We start from the raw sequence: 19423 nt of genomic DNA, 5'->3' as shown, positions 1-19423 counted from the left end.
GCAACTGTCGTCCTGACACGTGAATTCCCCCGAAGTGCACTCGCCTGAGGTCGGGTCGGGCCGCCTTTCCGTGGAAAGGCGGCCCGCTCACTCTCGCAGGAAGAAATCAGCTGCCGGGAGGCTTGTAAGTCCTGGCTTAATCCCGCCGCTTAGCGACGTGCGTGGCCGATCGGCGGCATTCCGTTACCGATACGGCGACGTGTTCGGGGGGGGCGAATGCACAGAATTCACTTCACCAGCGACGACCTGGCGCGGATCAGGGTGGCGCCGACGCTGGGCCCGATGGCCGAGACCCTGTTCAGCCTGACCATGCTGCGCGGACGGTCGGGAGAGGCGACGTTCGGCGCGTGGCGGCGCCGGGCCCGTGCCGGGCTGGACTCCCGGCACGCGATACTCGGGGCCGTCCTGCCGTCCCGAGGACCCAGCTTCGACCTGGTCAACCTGGCCGGCCCAGGACACGAGTTCGCCGAGAGCGCGGAGCGTTTCCTGTCCAGGAGCCGGCACGCGGTCCAGGCGGAGCTCGACTACTACGCCGACCATCACGGCCGGGTGCCGGCGGTTCTGGCCGGGCTCGTCGACAGCCTGGCCGCCCGCAGGGAGGCGCTGGCCACGGTGGAGGGCTACCATCGGGCCGCCGTCGCGCCGCACTGGGCACGCATCCACTCCCACCTCGTCGCCGAACGCGCCCGACGCGGGACGATCCTGCTCGACCATGGCGTCGACGGCCTGCTGTCCAGCCTGCATCCGGACGTCCGGTGGGCGCCGCCGACGCTGCACGTCCGCAACGGCGACGAGAGGCCCGCCGAGCTGACGCTCGACGGGCGGGGGCTGCTGCTGGTGTCCTCGTTCTTCCTGCGGGTCCCCACCGTGATGTACGACCCGAGGCGCCTCACCGGCGGCCTCCTGGTCTACCCGGCCACGCTCGACGCCGACCAGGCCGCGAACGTCTGGACGACCGGCACGCCGGCGAACGCGCTGGCCGATCTTCTCGGCCGCACCCGGGCGGCGATCCTGACCGCCGTCGCCGAGGGCGTGACCGGCACCGGCGTCCTGGCCCGAAGCCTGGACGTCTCCTCGGCGGCCGTCAGCCAGCACACCGCCGTGCTGCGCGAGGCGGGCCTGATCACCACCCGCCGCCATCACGGCAGCGTCGAGCACCACCCCACCCGGATCGGTCTGACCCTCCTCGACCGGCAAGACACACCACACCCGGCCCCCTGACGCCACCCGGACGCGCCGGCCGGCCTCCGTCACGATGTTTGCAGTGCAAACTTTCACGTAATATAAGCAGTGTAAACATTTGGGCGGCGAGCCTTTCACCCACAGGAGACGACACCATGAAAGCGATCACGATCAGGGAGCCCGGCGGCCCGGAGGTGCTGGAGTGGACCGACGTCGGCGACCCGGTCCCCGCTGCCGGTGAGGTGCTCGTCGATGTGGCCGCCACCGCGCTGAACGGCGCCGACGTCGCCCAGCGGCTGGGGCTCTACCTCGTGCCCGAGGGCGCCTCGCCGTACCCGGGGCTGGAGGTGTCGGGCCGGATCAGTGCGCTGGGCGAGGGGGTGAGCGGCTGGCAGGTGGGCCAGGAGGTGTGCGCCCTGCTGACCGGCGGCGGTTACGCGCAGAAGGTCGCCGTCCCCGCCGGGCAGCTGCTGCCCGTGCCCGAGGGGGTCGGGCTGGTCGAGGCCACGGCGCTGCCGGAGGCGGCTGCCACGGTGTGGTCGAACGTGGTCATGACCGCACGCCTGGCCCAGGGCGAGACCTTCCTCATGCACGGCGGAGCCGGCGGCGTCGGCACGATGGCGATCCAGATCGCCAAGGCGCTGGGAGCGCGCGTCGTCACCACCGTCAGCGGCGCCGACAAGACCGCACGGGTGCGGGAGCTCGGCGCCGACGTGACGATCGACTACCGCACCGACGACTTCGCCGACTTCGGCCCCTACGACGTCATCCTGGACGTCATCGGCGGCGACTACCTGGAGCGCAACGTGCGCTCACTCGACCTCGACGGGCGGCTCGTCATCATCGGCATGCAGGGCGGCTTCGAGGGCAAGCTCAACCTCGTCGAGCTGGTCCTCAGGCGCAAGTCGGTGTTCGGCACCACCTTGCGCTCACGGCCGGGCGAGCAGAAGGCCGAGATCGTCGCGGCGTTGCGCGAGCACGTCTGGCCCATGATCGAGACCGGGGCGGTCCGGCCGATCGTCGACCAGATCCTGCCCATGTCCGAGGCGGCCCAGGCGCACCGGCTCATGGCCGGCTCCCAGCACGTCGGCAAGATCCTTCTGATCAACGAGTAAGCCCCGGCGTGCCTGCTGGCCGGCGCGCTGAAGCTCCTGAAGGCCGTCGGCGTGCGCTGACCGCGCCACGGTACGATTGTGTGCAGTGCATACATCGAAGGGAGTGCCCCATGCCGCGGCCCGGCAGCTCGTACCACCACGGCGATCTGCGCGCCGCCTGCCTGCGTGCCGCCCGGGAACTCCTGGAGGAGGACGGCGCCGCAGAACTGTCGCTGCGAGCGGTGGCACGGCGAGCGGGCGTGTCGGCGACGGCCCCCTACCGTCACTTCGCCGACCGCGACGCACTCGTCTCCGCGGTGGCCGCACAGGGCTACCGCGAGCTCACCGAGCACCTGGCCGCAGCCCATCCCGCACCCAAGAGTCCCGACGACCTCGCCGACCTCGCGGTCGCCTATGTCCGCTTCGCCCTCGAACGGCCCGCGATGTTCAAGGTCATGTTCGCCGAGCCGTGCGATCCGTCCAGCCAGGAGCGCGCCGCCGCGATCACCGCCATCTCCGGCTACCTGCACGACCTGGTGCGCAGCGTCTTTCCCGACCGTGAACCCGAGCCACTGGCGGACGCGATCTGGGCGCTGGCCCATGGCCTCGCCTTCCTTCACCTCGACGGGAAGTTCGACACCTCGACCCCCGAACAGGCGAGCGGCTCTGTCCGCGCCGCCGTTCACGCACTGTTCCCTCGATCGTCGACGATGCCGTAAACGCCAGACGGACTCACGTCGCGGGCGTGTCCGGACTGGCCCGGCTGAAGCCGGGCGCCGCCCGGCCGGTCAACCAGGCGGGCGGCCCGCCGGACTCGGGGGCCATGCGGTACGGCCGCGCATCACCTCGACCAGCCAGGCCCGGTCGGCGGCCGCCTTCGCCACGACGACGGGGGCGGCGTCCATCCTGGCCGTCGGTCTTCGACGGGGGCCGCGTCGGTCTGCGTGGACACGGCGTCGTCGGCCTCCAGCCACGCCTGGAGACGACGGCCGTCGTCGTCACCAAGCGTGGCCGCCCGGCGGTGCCCGCGCAGCTCCTTGCCGATGCGCCAGCCCAGCAGCCCGCACAGGTTCCGGTCGTTCGGGGTGAGCCCGGCGCTTCCCGCCGCGATGTCGACGGGCGGGGACGTTCACCGCCGGGCAGCACGCTCCCCCGCGCCGTTCATCTGCGGCCGCCTGCGACGGAGCACCCAAGAAGCGGCCGTACGCGGCCCCCTCACCATCACTCAAGAACTCAACCGGCATAGACGCCGAAGGTAGGGCAGGCCAGGCAGGCAGGCAGGACGAGCTGAAGATCAAATAGTTGGCGGGGGCCACCCGCTAACAGGACTTTTCGTTCGGACGCTCGTCATGCCCCAAATATTGGCCGCCTGCGGTCTCGCGGCGCGGTGATCGGGTCGCAGGCGGGCGTGTCGGGTGGGTCAGTGCAGCAGGACGGAACCGAACCGGCCGGCCTCGGTGAGCCCGGCCGCGTCGGCATGCACCACCTGGCTGCTGAAGGGGACGCCGGTGGCGGTGCCGGGCAGGACGGCCAGCATGCCCTGGCCGTTGTTCTTGCCGGGCGCGCCCGCCACGAGCTCGCCCTTGCCGTCGCCGGTCAGGTCGATGATCGAGACTGACGCGCCGAAGTAGTCGTTGGCGACCGACTGCTCGGTGACGGGGTCTGCGGTGGGAGCGCCGCCGGGGGACGCGATGCCGTCCTGGGTGATGATCTGCGTGCGGGACATGACCGGGCCGGTCGGTGAGCCGGGGATGAGCGCGACCGCGCCCGCCTGGTCCAGGTCGGACACCTTGGCGCGGGGAAGGCCGATGGCGATGTCGGCCGCGCCGTCGCCGTCGAAGTCGCCGGTGGCCAGGCTCGTGCTGATCTGCGCGAGCGTGGTCAGCCAGGTCAGATTACGGGCGGTGAAGCCGACCCCGGTCATGCCGGCGCCGTACTTGTCGCCGTACCAGACGTTGATGGTGCCGGTGCTCGGCGTGACCATCACCAGATCGCGGTAGCCGTCGCCGTTCACGTCGCCGAGCGTCACCTTGGAGTCGGACTTCGGGCAGGCGAGCTTGGTCGTCCCCGACGTGTCCGCGCACGCCTGCGGGCTGCCCATCACGAACGGGTCGGGAGAGGGGTTGCGCAGGTCGCCGGTGTACCACAGGTAGGGGCCACTGTTGGCGGTGATGTCCAAGCCCACCCACATCATCTCCAGCCGGCCGTCGCCGTGGATGTCGCCGATGACCGCGGACCGGGCCGACAGGTCGCGGGTGGGACTCAGCCGGGTGGTCTCGAAGGCCCCGCCGTTGTACCAGCCGCCGAGCCCCACCCCGTAGCCCTGCCGGAACGTGCCCACGATGTCGGGCTGCACATCACCATGGTCGGCCAGGCCGAAGGCCAGCGACTCCATGGTGGTGTACGTGCCGGTCACGATCTGCCGGCTGGTGTCATTGCCGCTGGTCCAGGAGTGGATCTGGCGTGCCCGGGTGCCGCTGGAGATCAGGTCCGTCTTGCCGTTGCCGTCGGTGTCGGCCGCGGCCAGGCTCGCGCCCCATCCGGAGCAGGGGGTGTTGATCGAGTAGAGCATGCAGCCGGGTTCGGGCCGCAGGTGGGAGCGTCCGGTGAAACCGGAGGGCCCGCCGTACAGGACGGCGATCAGGCCGGTGTTGCCGCTTCCTGAGACCGCCGCCGGGTACGAGGGCATGCCCACGGCCAGGTCGTTGTAGCCGTCACCGTTGAAGTCGCTGGTGTAGGTGATGGGAGTGGCCGCGGCAGCCGGCGGCACAGTGAGGGAGATGAGTGTCGTGGTCAGCGCGAGCAGCGCCGCCGACCAGGCGATCTTGTGCGCTTGCATGTCCGCATGATCGAATCTGCGACTTGCGGACTGGTTGGATCCGGATGGTCATCTGGATTGGGCGCACCTGCCAGCCTCGTGCAGCCGGGGGGTTGAGTACGGCGGCGGCCGGCTGGGCCTGGGTGTAGGGGCCGGGTTGTCGGCCCAGCAGGCCGCGTCCAGCTCTCCCTTGGCCGGATCCTGCTTGGCCAGGTTCAGGACGTTGTAGACGATCCGCCGCGCCGCGTCCAAGGCCCCCCACTCGGTTCCGCGCGACCAGCCCCGAAGTAGCTGTGTGTGATAACAGTCTCGGTCTGCGTCTACAGCCGGTGCCACGGCCCGGCTTGAGGTGAACCGGTACGGCGGAATGGGTCCCCCACCCGGGACACTCGCGGTCGGCCGGCTTTGTGGAAACCTTCAATGTGCTGTCGCTGGGCGGCTGTCTAGGGTTTGTGACCATGGTTGTGGCGTGGGCAGCACGTCGAAGGACTCGTCTTTGAGGCGTCGCCGATGGTCAGGCCGAGCAAGGCCGGCGCGGGCAACCCGGATCGAGGCACGCCTGCTGCGGTTACCTCCCCCAGGAGCTGCAGGCGCAACTGAACGAGACTCACAGGGGGCGCGGGAGTGGCGCCTGCCGGAATCCGGCCGTCGGTGGGCGGATGGTGTTCGGGGGGCCGCTGGTGGTCGCCGCTTACGGAGGGTCGGAGCGCGAAGCCGTTCGGTCGTCGCCGTTGGTGTGGGTGCGTCGAGTGATGGTGCGCTCCAGGCCGTCGAGGAGGGCGAGGAGGCCGAATTCCCGGGTGGTGGTGGTTGACGGGGTTGCCACGGTGGTGGCCAGCAGCGGGAAACGGCCGGCGTTGAGGAGCAGCAGGTCTCGCATGATGGCCGCGGCGTTGCCGTCCGTCCAGGTCTGAGAGCCTTGGGCGGCCGCCGGGTGGGTGGCGCGGAGGTGGTGGGACACCATCATGACCGCGTCGAGCCGTTCGCGTTCGGTCAGGGGGGTGTCGGTGAGGGCGCTGAGGGCTCTTTCGGACCATGCGGTCTCACGTGGGCCCATGACGCGGTCGCCCACGGTGATCGACGGCAGCCAGGGGTGGCGCCGCCAGACGGTGGACAGTGCGCGGGCGTACTCCTCCAGCTTGGCCCGCCAGCCGGCCGCCCCATTCAAGTCGGGGGGTGTGCCGACCGCCGCCTCGATCATGATGGCCATCAGCTCTGTCTTGCCGTTGACGTAGCGGTACAGGGCCATCTTGGTGAGGCCGAGCTCGGCGGCGACGCGGTGCATGGAGACCGCCTCCAGGCCCTCGGCGTCGGCGACCTTGACGGCGGTGTCGGCCAGCCGGGCGAGGTCGAAGGCGGGCCTGGGGCCTCTGGTGTGCGGCTTCCGCAGGCCCCACAGCAACTCGGCCAGCGCCCTTGGATCTTCGTTGGCCGACATGTCGCCTCCCACTTGCCATCGGTCAAAACTGTCTCTAGCGTACACAGTGTCCTGAGGACACAGTTAGCGCCGTGGCAGACAGGGAGTGGGCCATGTCCAAATCAGTGCTCGACATGTCGATGTCCCTCGACGGGTACATCGCCGATCCCAACGACTACCTCGGCGGCGACGACGGTGAGCGGCTGCACAAGTGGGCTGACTCGGACCAGCACCCCGGGCCGGTCAAGCAGTTCCAGGACGAATGGAACGGAGCTGGCGCGATCCTCGCGGGACGGCGGACCGCTGAGCTCATGGACCACTGGGGCGGCTCTCACAACGGTCTGCCGATCTTCGTCCCCAGCCACCGGCCGCCCGGTCCGGCCGCCCGATGGGGCTATCCGCTGGTGACCTACGTGAACGACGGGATCGAGAGCGCGATGGCGCAGGCGAAGGCCGCCGCCGGGGAACGGGACGTCCAGATTCGCGGCGGCGCGTACACGGTGCAGCAGGCCCTCCAGGCCGGTGTGCTGGATGAAGTGCAGATCCATCACATTCCCGTACTCCTGGGCGCAGGACGCCGGTTGTTCGACGTCCTGCCGTCGGAGATCGAGTTGGAGATCCTTCAGGTGATCGACACCCCGGAGGCCACCCACATCCGCTACCGCGTCCGCCGCTGACCCGATCGGCCACGGACCACCCCGACCTTCAACGGCTGACGCCTGTCGTGGTCCTTCGGACTCCGTGGTCAGTGCACCTGGCCGGCGAGGTCGGCCAGGTCCTCCTCGGTCAGCTTCAGGGACGCGGCGGCGACGTTCTCCTCCAGGTGGGCGAGCGAGCCGGTGCCGGGGATGAGCAGGATGTTCGGCGACCGGGCCAGCAGCCAGGCCAACGCCACCTGCGGCACGGTCGCGCCGTGGCGGGCGGCGACGGCGTCCAGACGCTGGGCCGTGAGCGGCTGGAACCCGCCGACCGGGAAGAACGGCACGTACGCGATGCCCGCCTCGGCGCAGGCGTCCACCAGCGGGTCGTCCTCGCGCCTGGCCAGGTTGTAGAGGTTCTGGACGCAGACGATCGGCGCGATCTTCCGGGCCTCGGCGAACTCGGCGGGGGTCACGTTCGAGACGCCGAGATGGCGGATCAGCCCCTCCTCGCGCAGCGCGAGCAACGTCTCCAGCGGACCGGCGACCGGCGTCCCGGCGCGGTCGAGGTCGCCCATGCGCAGGTTGACGACGTCGAGGCGGTCCACGCCGAGCGAGCGCAGGTTCGCCTCGACGCCGCGGCGCAGGCCGTCGGGGGTGAGGCCGGTCTTGCCCGCGGCGGGCAGGGCGAGGTCGGAGCCCTCGACCAGCGCGCCCACCTTCGTCACGATCACCAGGTCGTCCGGGTAGGGATGCAGCGCCTCCCGGATCAGCTCGTTGGCCGCCACGCCGTCGCGGGCGTAGTAGTGCGAGGTGTCGATGTGGTTCACGCCCAGCTCGACGGCCCGGCGCAGGACGGCGAGCGCGGTGTCCCTGCCGGGACGGTCGCCTTTCGGCCAGCCGGTCAGCTTCATCGCGCCGTACCCGACCCTGGCGACGCTCAGGTCGCCGCCCAACGCCCATCGTCCACTCGTCATGATCACCCACTCTAGCGGCGATCAGCGTCCGGAGCCGCTCCCAAGCCGGTCAGCGGTCCTGCGGCCCGCAGGTCGGCTGGTAGGGGAAGTCCGGGAAGTACCTCGCCCATTCCTCCCGGCCGAGCCCGTGGCCGACCCGCCGGCAGACGGTGCTCGCGGCCCCGGCGGCGCTGAGGTCGTAGCGCTGGAAGGGCAGGTGTTTGCCCGCCACCGACAGTGCGTCGCCGCTGAGGGACAGCGCGAGGACCGCGCCGCCCGGCGTGGCGAGGGGCGGGCCGACAGGCCGGCGGCCGGCGGTGTCCCACAGTTGGACGACGCCTCCCTCCGTGCCGACGGCGAGCAGGCCGGCGTCCGGTGAGAAGGCGAGCGCGGTCACGGCTCCCGAGGCGGTGGGGGGCAGTGTGCCCAGGTTGCGGCGGAGGTCGCCGTCCCAGAGGGCGGTTCGTCCTCTGGTGTCGCCGGTGGCGAGGAACCGGCCGTCGGGGCTGAAGGCCAGCGCCTCCGCGGGGCCGGGGCCGGAGCCGCCGCCGTCCCGCCGCAGCGGCGGGAGCGAGGCGACGTCGCCCCGGTCGGTCAGCAGGCGTTCTCCCCGCGGGGCGACGGCGATCCGGCTGCCGGCGACGCCGGGGGGCGTGGTGACGGCGCCGGTGCGCATGTTCCAGCTCGTGAGCGCCTCCTGCCCGGCCGAGGCGCCGCTGATGAGCAGCAGCTCGCCGTTCTGGGCGAAGGCGAGCGGCCCGCCGTGACGGAAGGGCGGCGACTGGCCGCTGACCCGCCGGCCGGCCAGGTCCCACAACGTCGCGGTGAAGGAGGCGGCGTAGGCGTCGCCGTAGGCGAGGGTCCGGCCGTCGGGGCTGAAGGCGGCCTGCATCCAGCAGGGCGTCGGGCAGGAGGGCCGGGGCGGACCGGGCAGCACTTCTCCGGTCCGCGCGTCGCGCAGCTCGACACGGTCGCGGTAGGTGACGAGCAGGCTCCCGCCGTCCGGGCTGAAGGCGGCGGAGGTCGCCCTCTCCTCGCGCCAGTCGCGGGTGAAGGCCGAGCCGACGCGCAGGGTCTGCACGGTAGGGCCGGTCAGGTAGCGGATCTCCCCGGCGTCGGGGCCGATCCAGAGGTCGTCGACCAGGTCGCCGTGGAGCGGGTGCCGCAGGAGCACTCCTTGGAGCTGGTTCGTGGCGCGTACCTGGAGCTCGTCCTCGCCGGCGGTCGCGACGAAGGCGCCGTCGGCGCTGAAGCCGATCTCGCGCACGCCCGGTGCGCTGAGTGCGGCGGCCTCCGTTCCCGAGGCCACGTCCCACACCCTGACCAGGGCGGGGGTGGCCATGAGCAGCGTCCGTCCGTCCGGGGAGAGGCGCAGGCGTCCCTCGCGGCACTGCTCGGCGGTCGGGGTGGGCGCCCAGGCGGGGGCGGCGAGGCGGCCGGTCGCGGGGTCGGGCAGGCGCAGCGGTTCGCCGGGTCTGCACACGAGCGACGGCGGCGGCGCCGCCTCGGAGTGGGCCGGCGCGTCGGTGACCTGGGGCTGGTGGGTGCGCAGGTCCCAGCGGGTGACCCGGGTGGCGGTGGCGCTGATCAGCCGGCGGCCGTCGGCGCTCAGACTCCGCCGGGTGTCCGGGGAGACGTCCTGGTCGGTGAAGACGTCCTGCTGCGGCTGGAGGCTCGCCGCGCGCAGGGCCGCCCGGGTCTCGGGGAGGTCGGCCAGCTTCCAGGCGGCCAGGCTGAGCCGCATGGCCAGGGACGGTTCCGACAGGGCCAGGGTCTCGGCCGTCCCGGCGATGTCGCGGGCGTGCAGCTCCCGCTTCTGCTGGCCGTTCACCAGGCTCCGCTGCCAGATGAGGGACGTCGTGACCAGCAGGAACACCGCCAGGACGGCCAGGACCGCGGTGCGCCGCCTGCCCTTCATGCGCTCGCCGTCGCTGGCGGCCAGGAAGGCGCGTTCGGCCGGGGTGAGGGTCCGGGCTGTGAGGTGTTCGCGGGCCAGCTCAAGGCGCAGCCCCCGGTAGAGGGCGCCGGGGTCGCGGCCGTGCTCCTCCCACGTGGCGGCCGCCTCGGTGAGCCGCCGGTGCACTCTCAGGCGTTCGCGGTCCTCCTCGGCCCAGGCGCGCAGCCGGGGCCAGGCGGTCAGCAGGGCCTCGTGGGCCAGGTTGACCGTGTCGCCGTCCTGGGTGACGAGGCGGGCGGCGGTCAGGCGTTCGAGCAGGAGGGGGCCCGGGTCGCCGGGGTCGCCGGTCAGCAGCTCCGAGCGCCTTACCGGGCGGCGGGTGGGCGGCGCGCCCGCCTCGCCGGGCATGACCAGCCGCAGCAGCAGGTGGCGCAGCCTGTCCTGCTGGGCAGGGGTCAGGCCGGCGTAAAGCTCCTCGGAGGTGCGGGCGACCGCGCCCGCGATGCCGCCCGCGGCTTCGTACGCCGCCAGCGTCAGCGCCTTGCCGTGGTGGCGTTTCCAGGTCTCCAGCAGGGCGTGCGACATCAGCGGCAGGCCGCCGGGCTGTCCGGTGACCTCCTCCAGGATCCGGGCCGTCAGCTCGCGCTGCACGATGAGGCCGGCGGTGGCCGCGGGCTTGACGATCGACTGGCGCAGCTCGGCCGGGCTCATCGGGCCCACCAGGACGGTGGCGTCCTCGACGGCCTCGATCAGCCGGGGATGGTCGGCGCACCGTCCGAAGAAGTCCGCGCGTACGGAGAGCACGACCCCGCACTCGGCGGCCACCAGCGCGTCGACGAACGCCCCGCGCTCGGCGGGGTCCTCGCACAGCGTGAACACCTCCTCGAACTGGTCGACCACGACCAGCTCCCCCGCGGCGGCGGCGGGCAGGACCGGATGGGCGCCCGGCGTGACGACGCGCGCCGCCCGCGGCCGCAGCGCCGGCACCAGCCCGGCGCGCAGCAGCGAGGACTTGCCGCAGCCCGACGGGCCGACCACCATCACCATCCGGTGCGCCTTCACCATGCCGGCCAGCCGCTCCACCAGCGCGGACCGGCCGAAGAAATAGGCCCGGTCGGCCTCCTCGAAGCCGGCCAGCCCCCGGTACGGCGCCCGCTCGCACGCGGCGGCCACGGATGCCCGCTCCCGGTCGGCGGCCAGGGTCTCCTCCCAGCGGACCCGCCATTCCCGCTCGTCGCCGCCACAGGCGCGGACGTAGGCCAACGTGACCGGCAGGGTCGGCAGCCTCTCCCCGGCGGCGGCCTGCGCCAGCGTGGAGGCCGCGAAGTGGGCCCGCGCGGCCATCACCCGGTAGGACGGTGACCCCGCCTGCTCCCGTAACTTGCGCAGCTCGACCGCGAAAGCGGCGACCGGGCCGTCCATCGGATCCACGGCCTGTTCACGACGTCCCATGCGCTCCCCCCATGTCCCCTGAGAACCACAAACCAGCGCAAATACGACTTCACCCCGATTCGATCAAGTTTGTCCATGCTGCGAAACGGGCTTCCAGACAATGATCGCCACGCCGAGACTGGGCCCTGCCACGCCGCCGAGAAGCCGAGGAGATCCATGCGCCTGCTCGTCGCCCTGACCCTGTCGCTGCTCACGCCGGCGCCCGCCGGAACCGCCGTTCCGGCGGCGGGCGACACCGGCGTCGTCAGGTTCGTCAACGCGGGCACCGGCGACTGCCTGGACGCCAACAACGGCGCCGACGTCCGCTCCCTGGCCTGCAACCGGGAGGCGGGCAAGCCCGAGGACGGGTGGCAGCTCTGGCACGTCGAGGACATCTCCCGGGCCACAGGGGTGCCCGGGACGTTCATGATCCGGAACGACCACGAGAGGTACGACCGCCGATGCCTGACCGCCCGGGGGCCCAGGAAGCAGGACGCCCTCTTGACCCCCTGCGCGCCGGGCGACAGCGGGCAATGGTGGACGTTCGCCGGCGCCAAAGTCCTGGCCTACCGGTACGGCAAGGCCGCCCTCTACGACGAGGCGGGCACCCTGCACGTCCGCGTCGCCCGTGACGCCCGGCCCGGCGTGAACACCCGGTGGTGCCGGCGGGCCTGGCCCACCCAGAAGGCGTCCTGCGACGCCTGACGATCACAGCGAGAAGAGGATCCTTTGGGAAAGATGTTGATCGCGCTGACGATGACGGCCGCCGTCATGAGCGCCGCGCCGGCGGCCGCCACCACCGCGGCCCCCGCGTCCGCGGTGACAGAGGCCGCCGCGGCGGCCCAGGTGGTGGCGCCGCTCAAGCGCCTGACCGGCGACGCGCTCACCGGCCTGTCGCTCACGGTCGGGGCCGAGCCGTACACCCAGCCCATGGAGGACGCGTTCGCGCTGACCACCCTGGACCAGGTGCTCAGCGGCGACGACCGGTCCCCGCTCCCGACGCCCGCCGGCGACCCGGCCTGCGCCTCGCGCATGCAGTCCTTCGGGCCGACGACGGGCGGCGTCGGCAGGGCGTTCTGCTGGGACGCCAAGCTGCAGGGCCTGACGGGCGAGACGGCCTGGGTGCCGCAGGGCCTGGCCACCTCCGGTGAGGCGAGGAACGACGCCGCTCCGGTGCCCACCTCGAAGGACGCGCTGATCACGAGCTGGTCCTGGCAGAACCCGCCCACCCACTCGCTGGCCAACTCGGTGCGGCTGTCGGTGGTGAACCTGAACGACATGCGTTACCGGACCGTCCTGCCGGTCTGGGTCCGTCCGGACGGGACCCTGAGCCGGATCTACGGGCACGGCGGCGGCCTGGCCTGGAGCGGCCCGTACCTGTTCATGGCCACCACCCCCGGCTGGCCCGACGGCACCGGCGCCCCGAGCGCCAAGCGCAGCGCCATCCGCGTGTTCGACACCCGCCGGATCTACCGCCATCAGACCAAGCTCGACGACTACCAGTACGTCATGCCGGAGGTGGCCAACTTCGTCAGCCCCGACCTGCACTTCGACTACATCTCGCTGGACCGGACGAGCACCGGCCGGCAGGCCCTCGTGGTGGGCGACTACCGGGCCACCTGGCTGAACGGCCAGCCCCAGCCGCTGAACGGCACCCGGATCGCGCGCTACGCCTTCCGCTCGGCCGAGACCGGCGACTACCGGCTCGGCCTGACCCCGACGGCGGCCTGGGAGTCCACCACGCCCACGACGGCGGAGACCCACGCCATCAGCGACGTCCAGGGCGTCCAGCTCCACGACGGCCGGCTCTACGTCAACATGAGCGCCGGCAAGTTCGTCAACGTCCCGTACTCCAGGCGCTTCGCGTCGGTGGACCTGTCCTCCATGACGATGACGGCCCGTACGGACTGGGGCTACCGGCCGGAGGACCTGTCGCTGTGGTACTCGGGCACCGGGGGCGAGCTGTGGGGGCTGACCGAAGGCGAAGACCAGCGGGTCGTCTACTCGGTCGCGCTCGGCAACCTCGCGCCCTGATCTCCGCGCCCTCCCCGGCGGGCCCGAACGGACCAACCATCGGCTCGATCGGCACGGTGAATGCACTTGCATGAACCGCCACTTACTCCTATGGTTGGTTTGAGTCAACCAACCAATTGTGCGAGGAGGTCGGGGTGGCAGGAACGGCGGAGAACGGCGACGTCCGGGCGCGGGAGGCCACTGACCGGGTGGCCGCGGCGCTGGCCACCGTGGGCAACTGGATGTTCGCCCCCACCACGCGGCGGCGGATCATGGCCGCCTCCGGGCTGGAGTTGTCGCTGGGCGACTACACGCTGCTCGCGCAGATCTCCCTGCACGCCCCCGTGCGTTTGTCGGTGCTGGCCGACCTGATGGAGGTGGACAAGTCCACGCTCTCGCCCCCCGCCAAACGCCTGGAGTCGCGCGGGTTCATCGAGCGTCAGCCCGATCCGGACGACGCCCGGGCGAGGCTGGTGAGCGTCACGCGGGCGGGCAAACTCGCCATCCGCGAACTCTGGAAGGCCCGGACGACCGCCGTCGCCGCGCTCATGGAGGGCTGGGCACCGTCCGACATCGAGCAGCTGGCCGAGGGGCTCGCCGCCTTCGCGGAGGCGATCAAAAAGGGCGCATGACCCTGCGTCGCGGACCGGACGAAGTGCGGCAGTCTCGCTGTTGCGCTGCGGACATCCGTCCACCAAGAGGCGCCGGACCCGGCCCCCTCCTTCCCTGAGTCCGGCACGGACTCCCCCAGACGCCCGAAGAGCCGTCACCGGCCTGGGCGAAACCCCGATTCGTTCTCGAAAAGGAGCTGTTGAACGTGTCCACTTCCCCGAAGGTCTTCGTGGCCGGCGCGACCGGACTGCTCGGCCGCCACATCGTCAGCTCCCTTCTCGACCAGGGCGCAGCCGTCCGCGTCCTGGTCCGGCCCGGCGCCGACGCGAACAGGCGGTCCGCGCTCGCGGCGCTGCGGTCGCGCGGCGTGGAGGTGACGGAGGGCGACGTCGCCGACCCGGCCGAGGCGCTGGCCGAGGCCGTCGGCGACGCCGACACCGTCGTCTCGGTCGTGCAAGGCGGCCCCGACGTGATCGTGGACGGCCAGGTCAACCTGGCGCGCGCCGCCGCGAAGGCGGGCGCCCGCCGGTTCATCCCCTCCGACTTCGCCATCGACCTGACCAGGCTCGACGACGGCGACAACGTCATGACCGACTGGCGCCGCCGCGCCGCCACCGAGTACGCCGACGCCGGCCTTGAGGTGGTCTCCGTGCTCAACGGCGCGTTCTACGAGGTGATGGTCGGCTTCATGGGCCTGATCGACTGGCATCGGGGCACCCTGTCACACTGGGGCGACCCCGATCAGCCGCTCGACCTGACCTCGGTGTCCGACACCGCCGCCTACACCGCCGCCGTCGCCCTGGACCAGCAGGCCACCGGCACGCTGCGATTCGCCGGGGACGTGCTGTCCATGCGGCAGTTCCACCAGGCCGTCCAGCGCGGCTCGGGCCGCACTCTGGAGTTGCGGCACCTCGGCACCGCCGACGACCTGCGCGCCGAGATCGAACGCCAGGCCGCCAGAACCCAGAACCCGTTCGACTACGTCGCCCTCCAGTACCAGTGGTGCATGGTGACGGGAAAGGGGAAGTTCGCCGTCCTCGACAACGACCGGTACCCGCAGATCACACCGACTCCGGTGACGGACTTCGTGCGCGCGACCGCACCGACGTCCTGAGTAAATACTTCGTCACTCTGCGTGACAAGCGTCCAGAATGAGCCATAAGGTACTGATCAGCCCAGTGGCTCGCTCTCGCTGGACGGCCCTCCGCCACGTCGCGCAGCGCCGTCCGTCGCGCATCCACGATGCGGCCTTCCTGGGCGGATTCGCCATGCCCATGTCTTCTTCCTGGCACGTGATGCGTATCGAGCGCCATGAGGCGAACAGTCCACGGAGGACACGATGAGACGCACAGCCCTTCTACGGCGTGCTGCCGTACCGGCGCTGGCTGCCGCGCTGCTGATGGGAGCCGGGTCGACGGCCCACGCGGCGGCCGGCGGCGACGGTGACGGAAAGGGCCCCTGCCCGCACGCCTGCCCGCCGGGACGCCCGGGCCCGCCCGGCCCGCCCGGACCTCCCGGGCCGACCGAGCCGACCCAGATCGTCCGGACCCCGCACACGCTGACGCCCGGGCTCAACACGGGAAGCGCCACCTGCCCGGCGGGAACCGTCATCACGGGCGGCGGACTGGTGACGCCCCTCGGCGGCAACAACCTCACCGTCCAGGTGTACGAGTCCTACCCGTCCTCCGAGACCACCTGGACGGTGTCGTTCAACAACTCGGCGGGCACCACGGGCACCTACACGGTCTACGCCGTGTGCATCCCCGTGACCCCGACCACCTGACGCCCACAGGCGCGGTCACGCGACCAGGCGCAACCACGCCGCGGCGAGCGGGTGCGCGCCGGCGCACGGCCTGGATCTTCGGGTCCAGGCCGGCGCGCCACTCCTTCCGCTCCTGCTCGCCGACGCCTGCGGGGCCATCGGTCGAGAAAGGGCCTTCGGGGAGGATCGAGCCAGATTTTGGCGCTGGAAAGACGATCTTGACGACGTTCGGTGAGGACGGCTGGTTGTCCTGGCCACCCCTGCAACGACACAAGGTGACGACGATTACTCAGGGACAGCACCAGACGGCGTACGCGCCATCCGGTAGGCCCTACCAACGGTTGGGCGGTGTGCAGGATGGGGTGGCTCCTGGATGATCTCTAGCGTCAAGGAACATGAGGAAAACCCGCAAGACGCTTGGGCTGCTCGCCCTGGCCTGCGCCGGACTCCTGCTGGCCACGGCCACCGCCCCCACCGCACTGGCCCTGTCCACCCCTCAGGTGGAGCAGGGCTCGCTCGTCTCGGCCAAAAAGATCAAAAGCCTGTCCGCCACGGAGATCGCCGCGTACCTGCACGAGTCGAAGTTCCCCATCCCACCCAAGGCCCAGGGCGCCGACCTGTACGCCGTCGTCTACCGTACGGTCGGCGTGGACGGCAGTCCGACGACGGCCAGCGGCACCGTGGCCGTCCCCCACAAGTCCAGGAAAGACCTGTGGACGGTCAGTTACGAGCACGGCACGACGGCCACCAGGGCCTACGTCGGCTCGATGAGCGAGGGCGACGGGCGGGCGGTGCCGATGATGTTCGCCGCGGCAGGGTTCATCGCCGTCGCCCCCGACTACCTCGGGCTGGGCACGGGCCCGGGCTTCCATCCGTACATGGACCACGCCAGCGAGGCCTCCGCCACGGTGGACCTGCTGCGCGCCGCCCGCTCGCTCGCCACCGGCCAAGGGCGGAGGCTGAGCGGGGACGTGCTGGTCACCGGCTTCTCCCAGGGCGGTACCGCGACGATGGCGGTGGGCCGGCAACTGCAGGCCGGCCCCGGGCTCGGGTTCCGGCTGCGGGGCCTCGCGCCGATCTCCGGGCCGTACGAAGTGCAGCACGTCCAGTTCCCCGAGCTGATCGCGGAACGGCTGGATCCGCGCACCTCGGTGTTCTACCTGGCGTACTGGACCGCCTCCATGAACCGGCTGCACCACTTCTACGACTCGCCCGCCGAGGCGTTCCAGGACCCGGCGGTCGAGGCGCTCTACGACGGGAATCACACGTTCGACGAGATCATCGCCGGGCTGCCCGCCTCACCGCTGGACGTGCTCACGCCGAAGTTCCAGCAGTGGTACCTGAACCCGTCAGGGGTGGTGCTGAAGGCGCTGGAGACGAACGACGACACGTGCTCGTCGTGGCGGCCCCGGGTGCCCGTACGGCTGTTCGCGGCCCGGGGCGACCGGGAGGTGGTGCCGCGCAACTCCCGCAACTGCCTGCGTGACCTGCGGCGACACGGCACGGACGCGACGCTGACCGACGTTGGGGACATCGGTCACATGGACTCGCCCCTCGCGGCGATGCCGACGGTGTTGCGGTGGTTCACCGATCTTCGGTGACCGGCTTTCTGATCGGCATGACCATCCTCGTGTGACGGGGCCCGGCACCGCTGGAGTCGCCGTCAGCAGGCGTCCGCACCGGGAGGCGTGGGCCCGCGACCGGCTGGCCTTCGAGGAGGCGTACGCGGCGTCGTGTCCCGGCTGCGCGGCGCTCATGACCACACCGATCGGCGGCTCGCCGAGCTCAGCCGCCGAGGACGGGCCGTACTGGGCGAGGCCGCCTTTGCCGCCGCGTACGGGCAGGGCCGGCGCCTGGACGGGAAGTCGGCGGCGACCGCAGCCGACCCGTCCCGGCTGCGCGGACCGGAAGCGGCGTAGGCGTCACCGGCCGAGTTGCACCGCCTTGGCATGGGATGTTAACGTCGCCGACGTCCGGTTGATCACCTCCCGGACTGTCCGCGTCCTGGCGATCCAACGGGAGCCTCGAGAACAGACGAACACCTGAAGAACCTTGATCGATGATCCCGCGTGCGGGTGGATCAGGGTTGAGAGGGCCTAGCAGGCCGGTTCGCGTCAGGTTCACACCTGGCCAATCCCATCTCCATCGCCCGTTCAGGGCCGATGTTCTTCCGTTCGTTCGCAGGCTCCGCTGGAGCTTGCTTCCTGATCGCTAGGATCCTCGTGACCTCCCGTTCTTCTGTACCTGTCGTGGCCGCGCCGGCCGGCGCCACCACGGTCGTCGTCCTGCTGATGGCAGCGGTCTTCCTGTCCCTGCTCGACTCGCAGATCGTCGCCACGGCGCTGCCCCGCATCGTCGCCGACCTCGGCGGCCTGGACCGGTTCGCCTGGGTCACCACCGGCTACCTCATCGCCGGCAGCGTCGCCGTTCCCGTCCACGGCAAGCTCGGCGACCTGTACGGCCGCAAACGCGTCTTCCTCGTCTCCGTCCTGGTCTTCCTGGCCGGCTCGGTCGCCTGCGGCCTGGCCCAGACCATGACCCAGCTGATCGGTTTCCGGGTAGTCCAGGGCGTCGGCAGCGGCGGCCTGTTCATCTCGGTGTTGTCCGTCCTCGGCGAGATGTTCACTCCTCAGCAGGGCGCCCGCTACTACGGCTGGTTCTACCCGGTCATCCCCTTACGCCTGTTCCGCGATCGCACGTTCTCCGTCGTCGTGGCGGTCGGCTTCCTCGCCGGGTTCCTCGGCCTGGGCATCGTCAACTACCTGGTGCTCTGGCTGCAGGCCGTTCTGTGCCTCGGCGTGCGGACCTCCGGGTACCTGCTCACCGCGATGATGCTCGGCGTCGCCCTCACCTCCTACGCCTCCACCAGGTTGATCGCCCGCACCGGCTCCTACCGCCGCCACCCCGCCGCGAGCATGATCCTGTTCGCGCTGGCCGGGCTGCTGTGCGCGGTCGTGGACGCCGGCCCGGTGCTCGCGGCCGTCCTCCTGCTGCTGTACGGCGTCGCCGGCGGGCTCAACTCGCAGGCCCTGAGCCTGGCCGCGCGCAACGTCGCCCGTCGTGACGACCTCGGCGCCGTCCAGGGCACCGCCGCCATGGCCCGGCAGACGGGCACCGCGCTCGGCACGTCGTTCTTCGCCGCGCTCGTGACCGGCCGGCTGCCGGCCCACCCTGGCCCGGCCGCCTACGCCGACGCGCTGCACCTGGTCTTCATCGCCGTCATCCCGATCGCGCTGATCGGGCTGGCCCTGTCCCTGCTCCTCCCTGACGTCAAGCTCGCCCGTTCCTGAACCACTTTTTTCAACCACGCAGAAGGACCTCTCATGTACCTCGTCACCGGTGCCACCGGCACTGTCGGCTCCGAACTCCTCGCCCTGCTCGCCGGCCGGGACGTCCCCGTCCGGGCCCTGACCCGCGATCCCGCCAAGGCCGCGTTCCCCGCCGGCGTGGGGGGGGGGCCCCCCCCCCCCCCCCCCCCCGGCCCCCGCCCCCCCCCCCCCCCCCCCCCACGGCCGGGTGGTGGACGACGGAGCGGTCGAAGCCCTCCGCCTCCTCGGCGTACCCCGGGTCGCCGGGGAGGAGGACCGGGCCCTTGACGCTGCC

General features: G+C 71.5%; 16 protein-coding genes. 12 read left to right on the top strand and 4 right to left on the bottom strand.

Annotated elements, in window-relative coordinates; genetic code table 11:
- Positions 1-216 precede the first annotated feature (216 nt).
- The 3 genes from ACFYYW_RS38850 to ACFYYW_RS38840 all read left to right on the top strand — a co-directional run bounded on the left by ACFYYW_RS38850 (position 217) and on the right by ACFYYW_RS38840 (position 2995).
- A complete protein-coding gene (locus ACFYYW_RS38850; RefSeq protein WP_387656919.1) occupies positions 217-1221 on the top strand; it encodes an ArsR/SmtB family transcription factor in 1005 nt (334 codons plus the stop codon).
- 116 nt (positions 1222-1337) lie between these two features.
- Positions 1338-2297, top strand: a complete 960-nt coding sequence (locus ACFYYW_RS38845) for an NAD(P)H-quinone oxidoreductase (RefSeq protein WP_387656916.1) — start codon at positions 1338-1340, stop codon at positions 2295-2297.
- Positions 2298-2407: 110 nt separating this feature from the next.
- The gene (locus tag ACFYYW_RS38840; RefSeq protein WP_387656913.1) at positions 2408-2995 is read left to right on the top strand and encodes a TetR/AcrR family transcriptional regulator; all 588 of its coding nucleotides are present in this window, start codon (positions 2408-2410) and stop codon (positions 2993-2995) included.
- A 701-nt stretch (positions 2996-3696) separates the two neighbouring features.
- On the opposite strand, the gene ACFYYW_RS38835 is transcribed toward ACFYYW_RS38840, so the two are convergent.
- Both ACFYYW_RS38835 and ACFYYW_RS38830 read right to left on the bottom strand, forming a co-directional pair.
- Positions 3697-5115 (bottom strand): VCBS repeat-containing protein, encoded by a 1419-nt coding sequence (locus ACFYYW_RS38835; protein WP_387656910.1) that lies wholly within the window; start codon positions 5113-5115, stop codon positions 3697-3699.
- A gap of 670 nt (positions 5116-5785) precedes the next feature.
- Positions 5786-6532, bottom strand: a complete 747-nt coding sequence (locus ACFYYW_RS38830) for a TetR/AcrR family transcriptional regulator (protein ID WP_387656907.1) — start codon at positions 6530-6532, stop codon at positions 5786-5788.
- 92 nt (positions 6533-6624) lie between these two features.
- Here ACFYYW_RS38830 and ACFYYW_RS38825 point away from each other — a divergent pair, with 92 nt between their 5' ends.
- Positions 6625-7188, top strand: a complete 564-nt coding sequence (locus ACFYYW_RS38825; RefSeq protein ID WP_352328194.1) for a dihydrofolate reductase family protein — start codon at positions 6625-6627, stop codon at positions 7186-7188.
- A 68-nt stretch (positions 7189-7256) separates the two neighbouring features.
- Here the strand turns inward: ACFYYW_RS38825 and ACFYYW_RS38820 are convergent, their stop codons facing one another.
- Positions 7257-8126, bottom strand: a complete 870-nt coding sequence (locus ACFYYW_RS38820) for an oxidoreductase (protein WP_387656904.1) — start codon at positions 8124-8126, stop codon at positions 7257-7259.
- 49 nt (positions 8127-8175) lie between these two features.
- Positions 8176-11454 carry a hypothetical protein gene (locus tag ACFYYW_RS38815; protein WP_387656901.1) on the bottom strand — a complete coding sequence of 1093 codons (3279 nt, stop codon included), beginning with the start codon at positions 11452-11454 and terminating at the stop codon, positions 8176-8178.
- A 156-nt stretch (positions 11455-11610) separates the two neighbouring features.
- On the opposite strand from ACFYYW_RS38815, the gene ACFYYW_RS38810 reads away from it, so the two are divergent.
- From ACFYYW_RS38810 to ACFYYW_RS38775, 8 genes are all read left to right on the top strand, one after another.
- Positions 11611-12138 carry a ricin-type beta-trefoil lectin domain protein gene (locus tag ACFYYW_RS38810; protein ID WP_387656899.1) on the top strand — a complete coding sequence of 176 codons (528 nt, stop codon included), beginning with the start codon at positions 11611-11613 and terminating at the stop codon, positions 12136-12138.
- Between the two features lie 33 nt (positions 12139-12171).
- Positions 12172-13467 (top strand): hypothetical protein, encoded by a 1296-nt coding sequence (locus ACFYYW_RS38805; protein WP_387656896.1) that lies wholly within the window; start codon positions 12172-12174, stop codon positions 13465-13467.
- 134 nt (positions 13468-13601) lie between these two features.
- Positions 13602-14078, top strand: a complete 477-nt coding sequence (locus ACFYYW_RS38800; protein ID WP_387656893.1) for a MarR family winged helix-turn-helix transcriptional regulator — start codon at positions 13602-13604, stop codon at positions 14076-14078.
- Between the two features lie 185 nt (positions 14079-14263).
- On the top strand, positions 14264-15172 hold the full coding sequence (locus ACFYYW_RS38795; RefSeq protein WP_387656891.1) for an NmrA family NAD(P)-binding protein: 909 nt from the start codon (positions 14264-14266) through the stop codon (positions 15170-15172).
- A 225-nt stretch (positions 15173-15397) separates the two neighbouring features.
- On the top strand, positions 15398-15841 hold the full coding sequence (locus ACFYYW_RS38790; protein ID WP_387656888.1) for a hypothetical protein: 444 nt from the start codon (positions 15398-15400) through the stop codon (positions 15839-15841).
- Between the two features lie 374 nt (positions 15842-16215).
- Entirely contained in the window at positions 16216-17421 is a 1206-nt protein-coding gene (locus ACFYYW_RS38785) for a hypothetical protein (RefSeq protein ID WP_387656886.1), read from the top strand.
- Between the two features lie 648 nt (positions 17422-18069).
- Complete coding sequence (locus tag ACFYYW_RS38780) at positions 18070-19110, top strand: MFS transporter (protein WP_387656883.1); 1041 nt, start codon at positions 18070-18072, stop codon at positions 19108-19110.
- A gap of 33 nt (positions 19111-19143) precedes the next feature.
- Positions 19144-19416, top strand: coding sequence for an NmrA family NAD(P)-binding protein (locus ACFYYW_RS38775; RefSeq protein WP_387656880.1), 273 nt, complete (start codon positions 19144-19146; stop codon positions 19414-19416).
- The last annotated feature ends 7 nt before the right edge of the window (positions 19417-19423 follow it).

It is taken from the genome of Nonomuraea sp. NPDC001831 (assembly GCF_042892035.1).
Classification (GTDB): Bacteria; Actinomycetota; Actinomycetes; order Streptosporangiales; family Streptosporangiaceae; genus Nonomuraea.
This window is presented reverse-complemented; position numbering and strand designations above follow the sequence as displayed.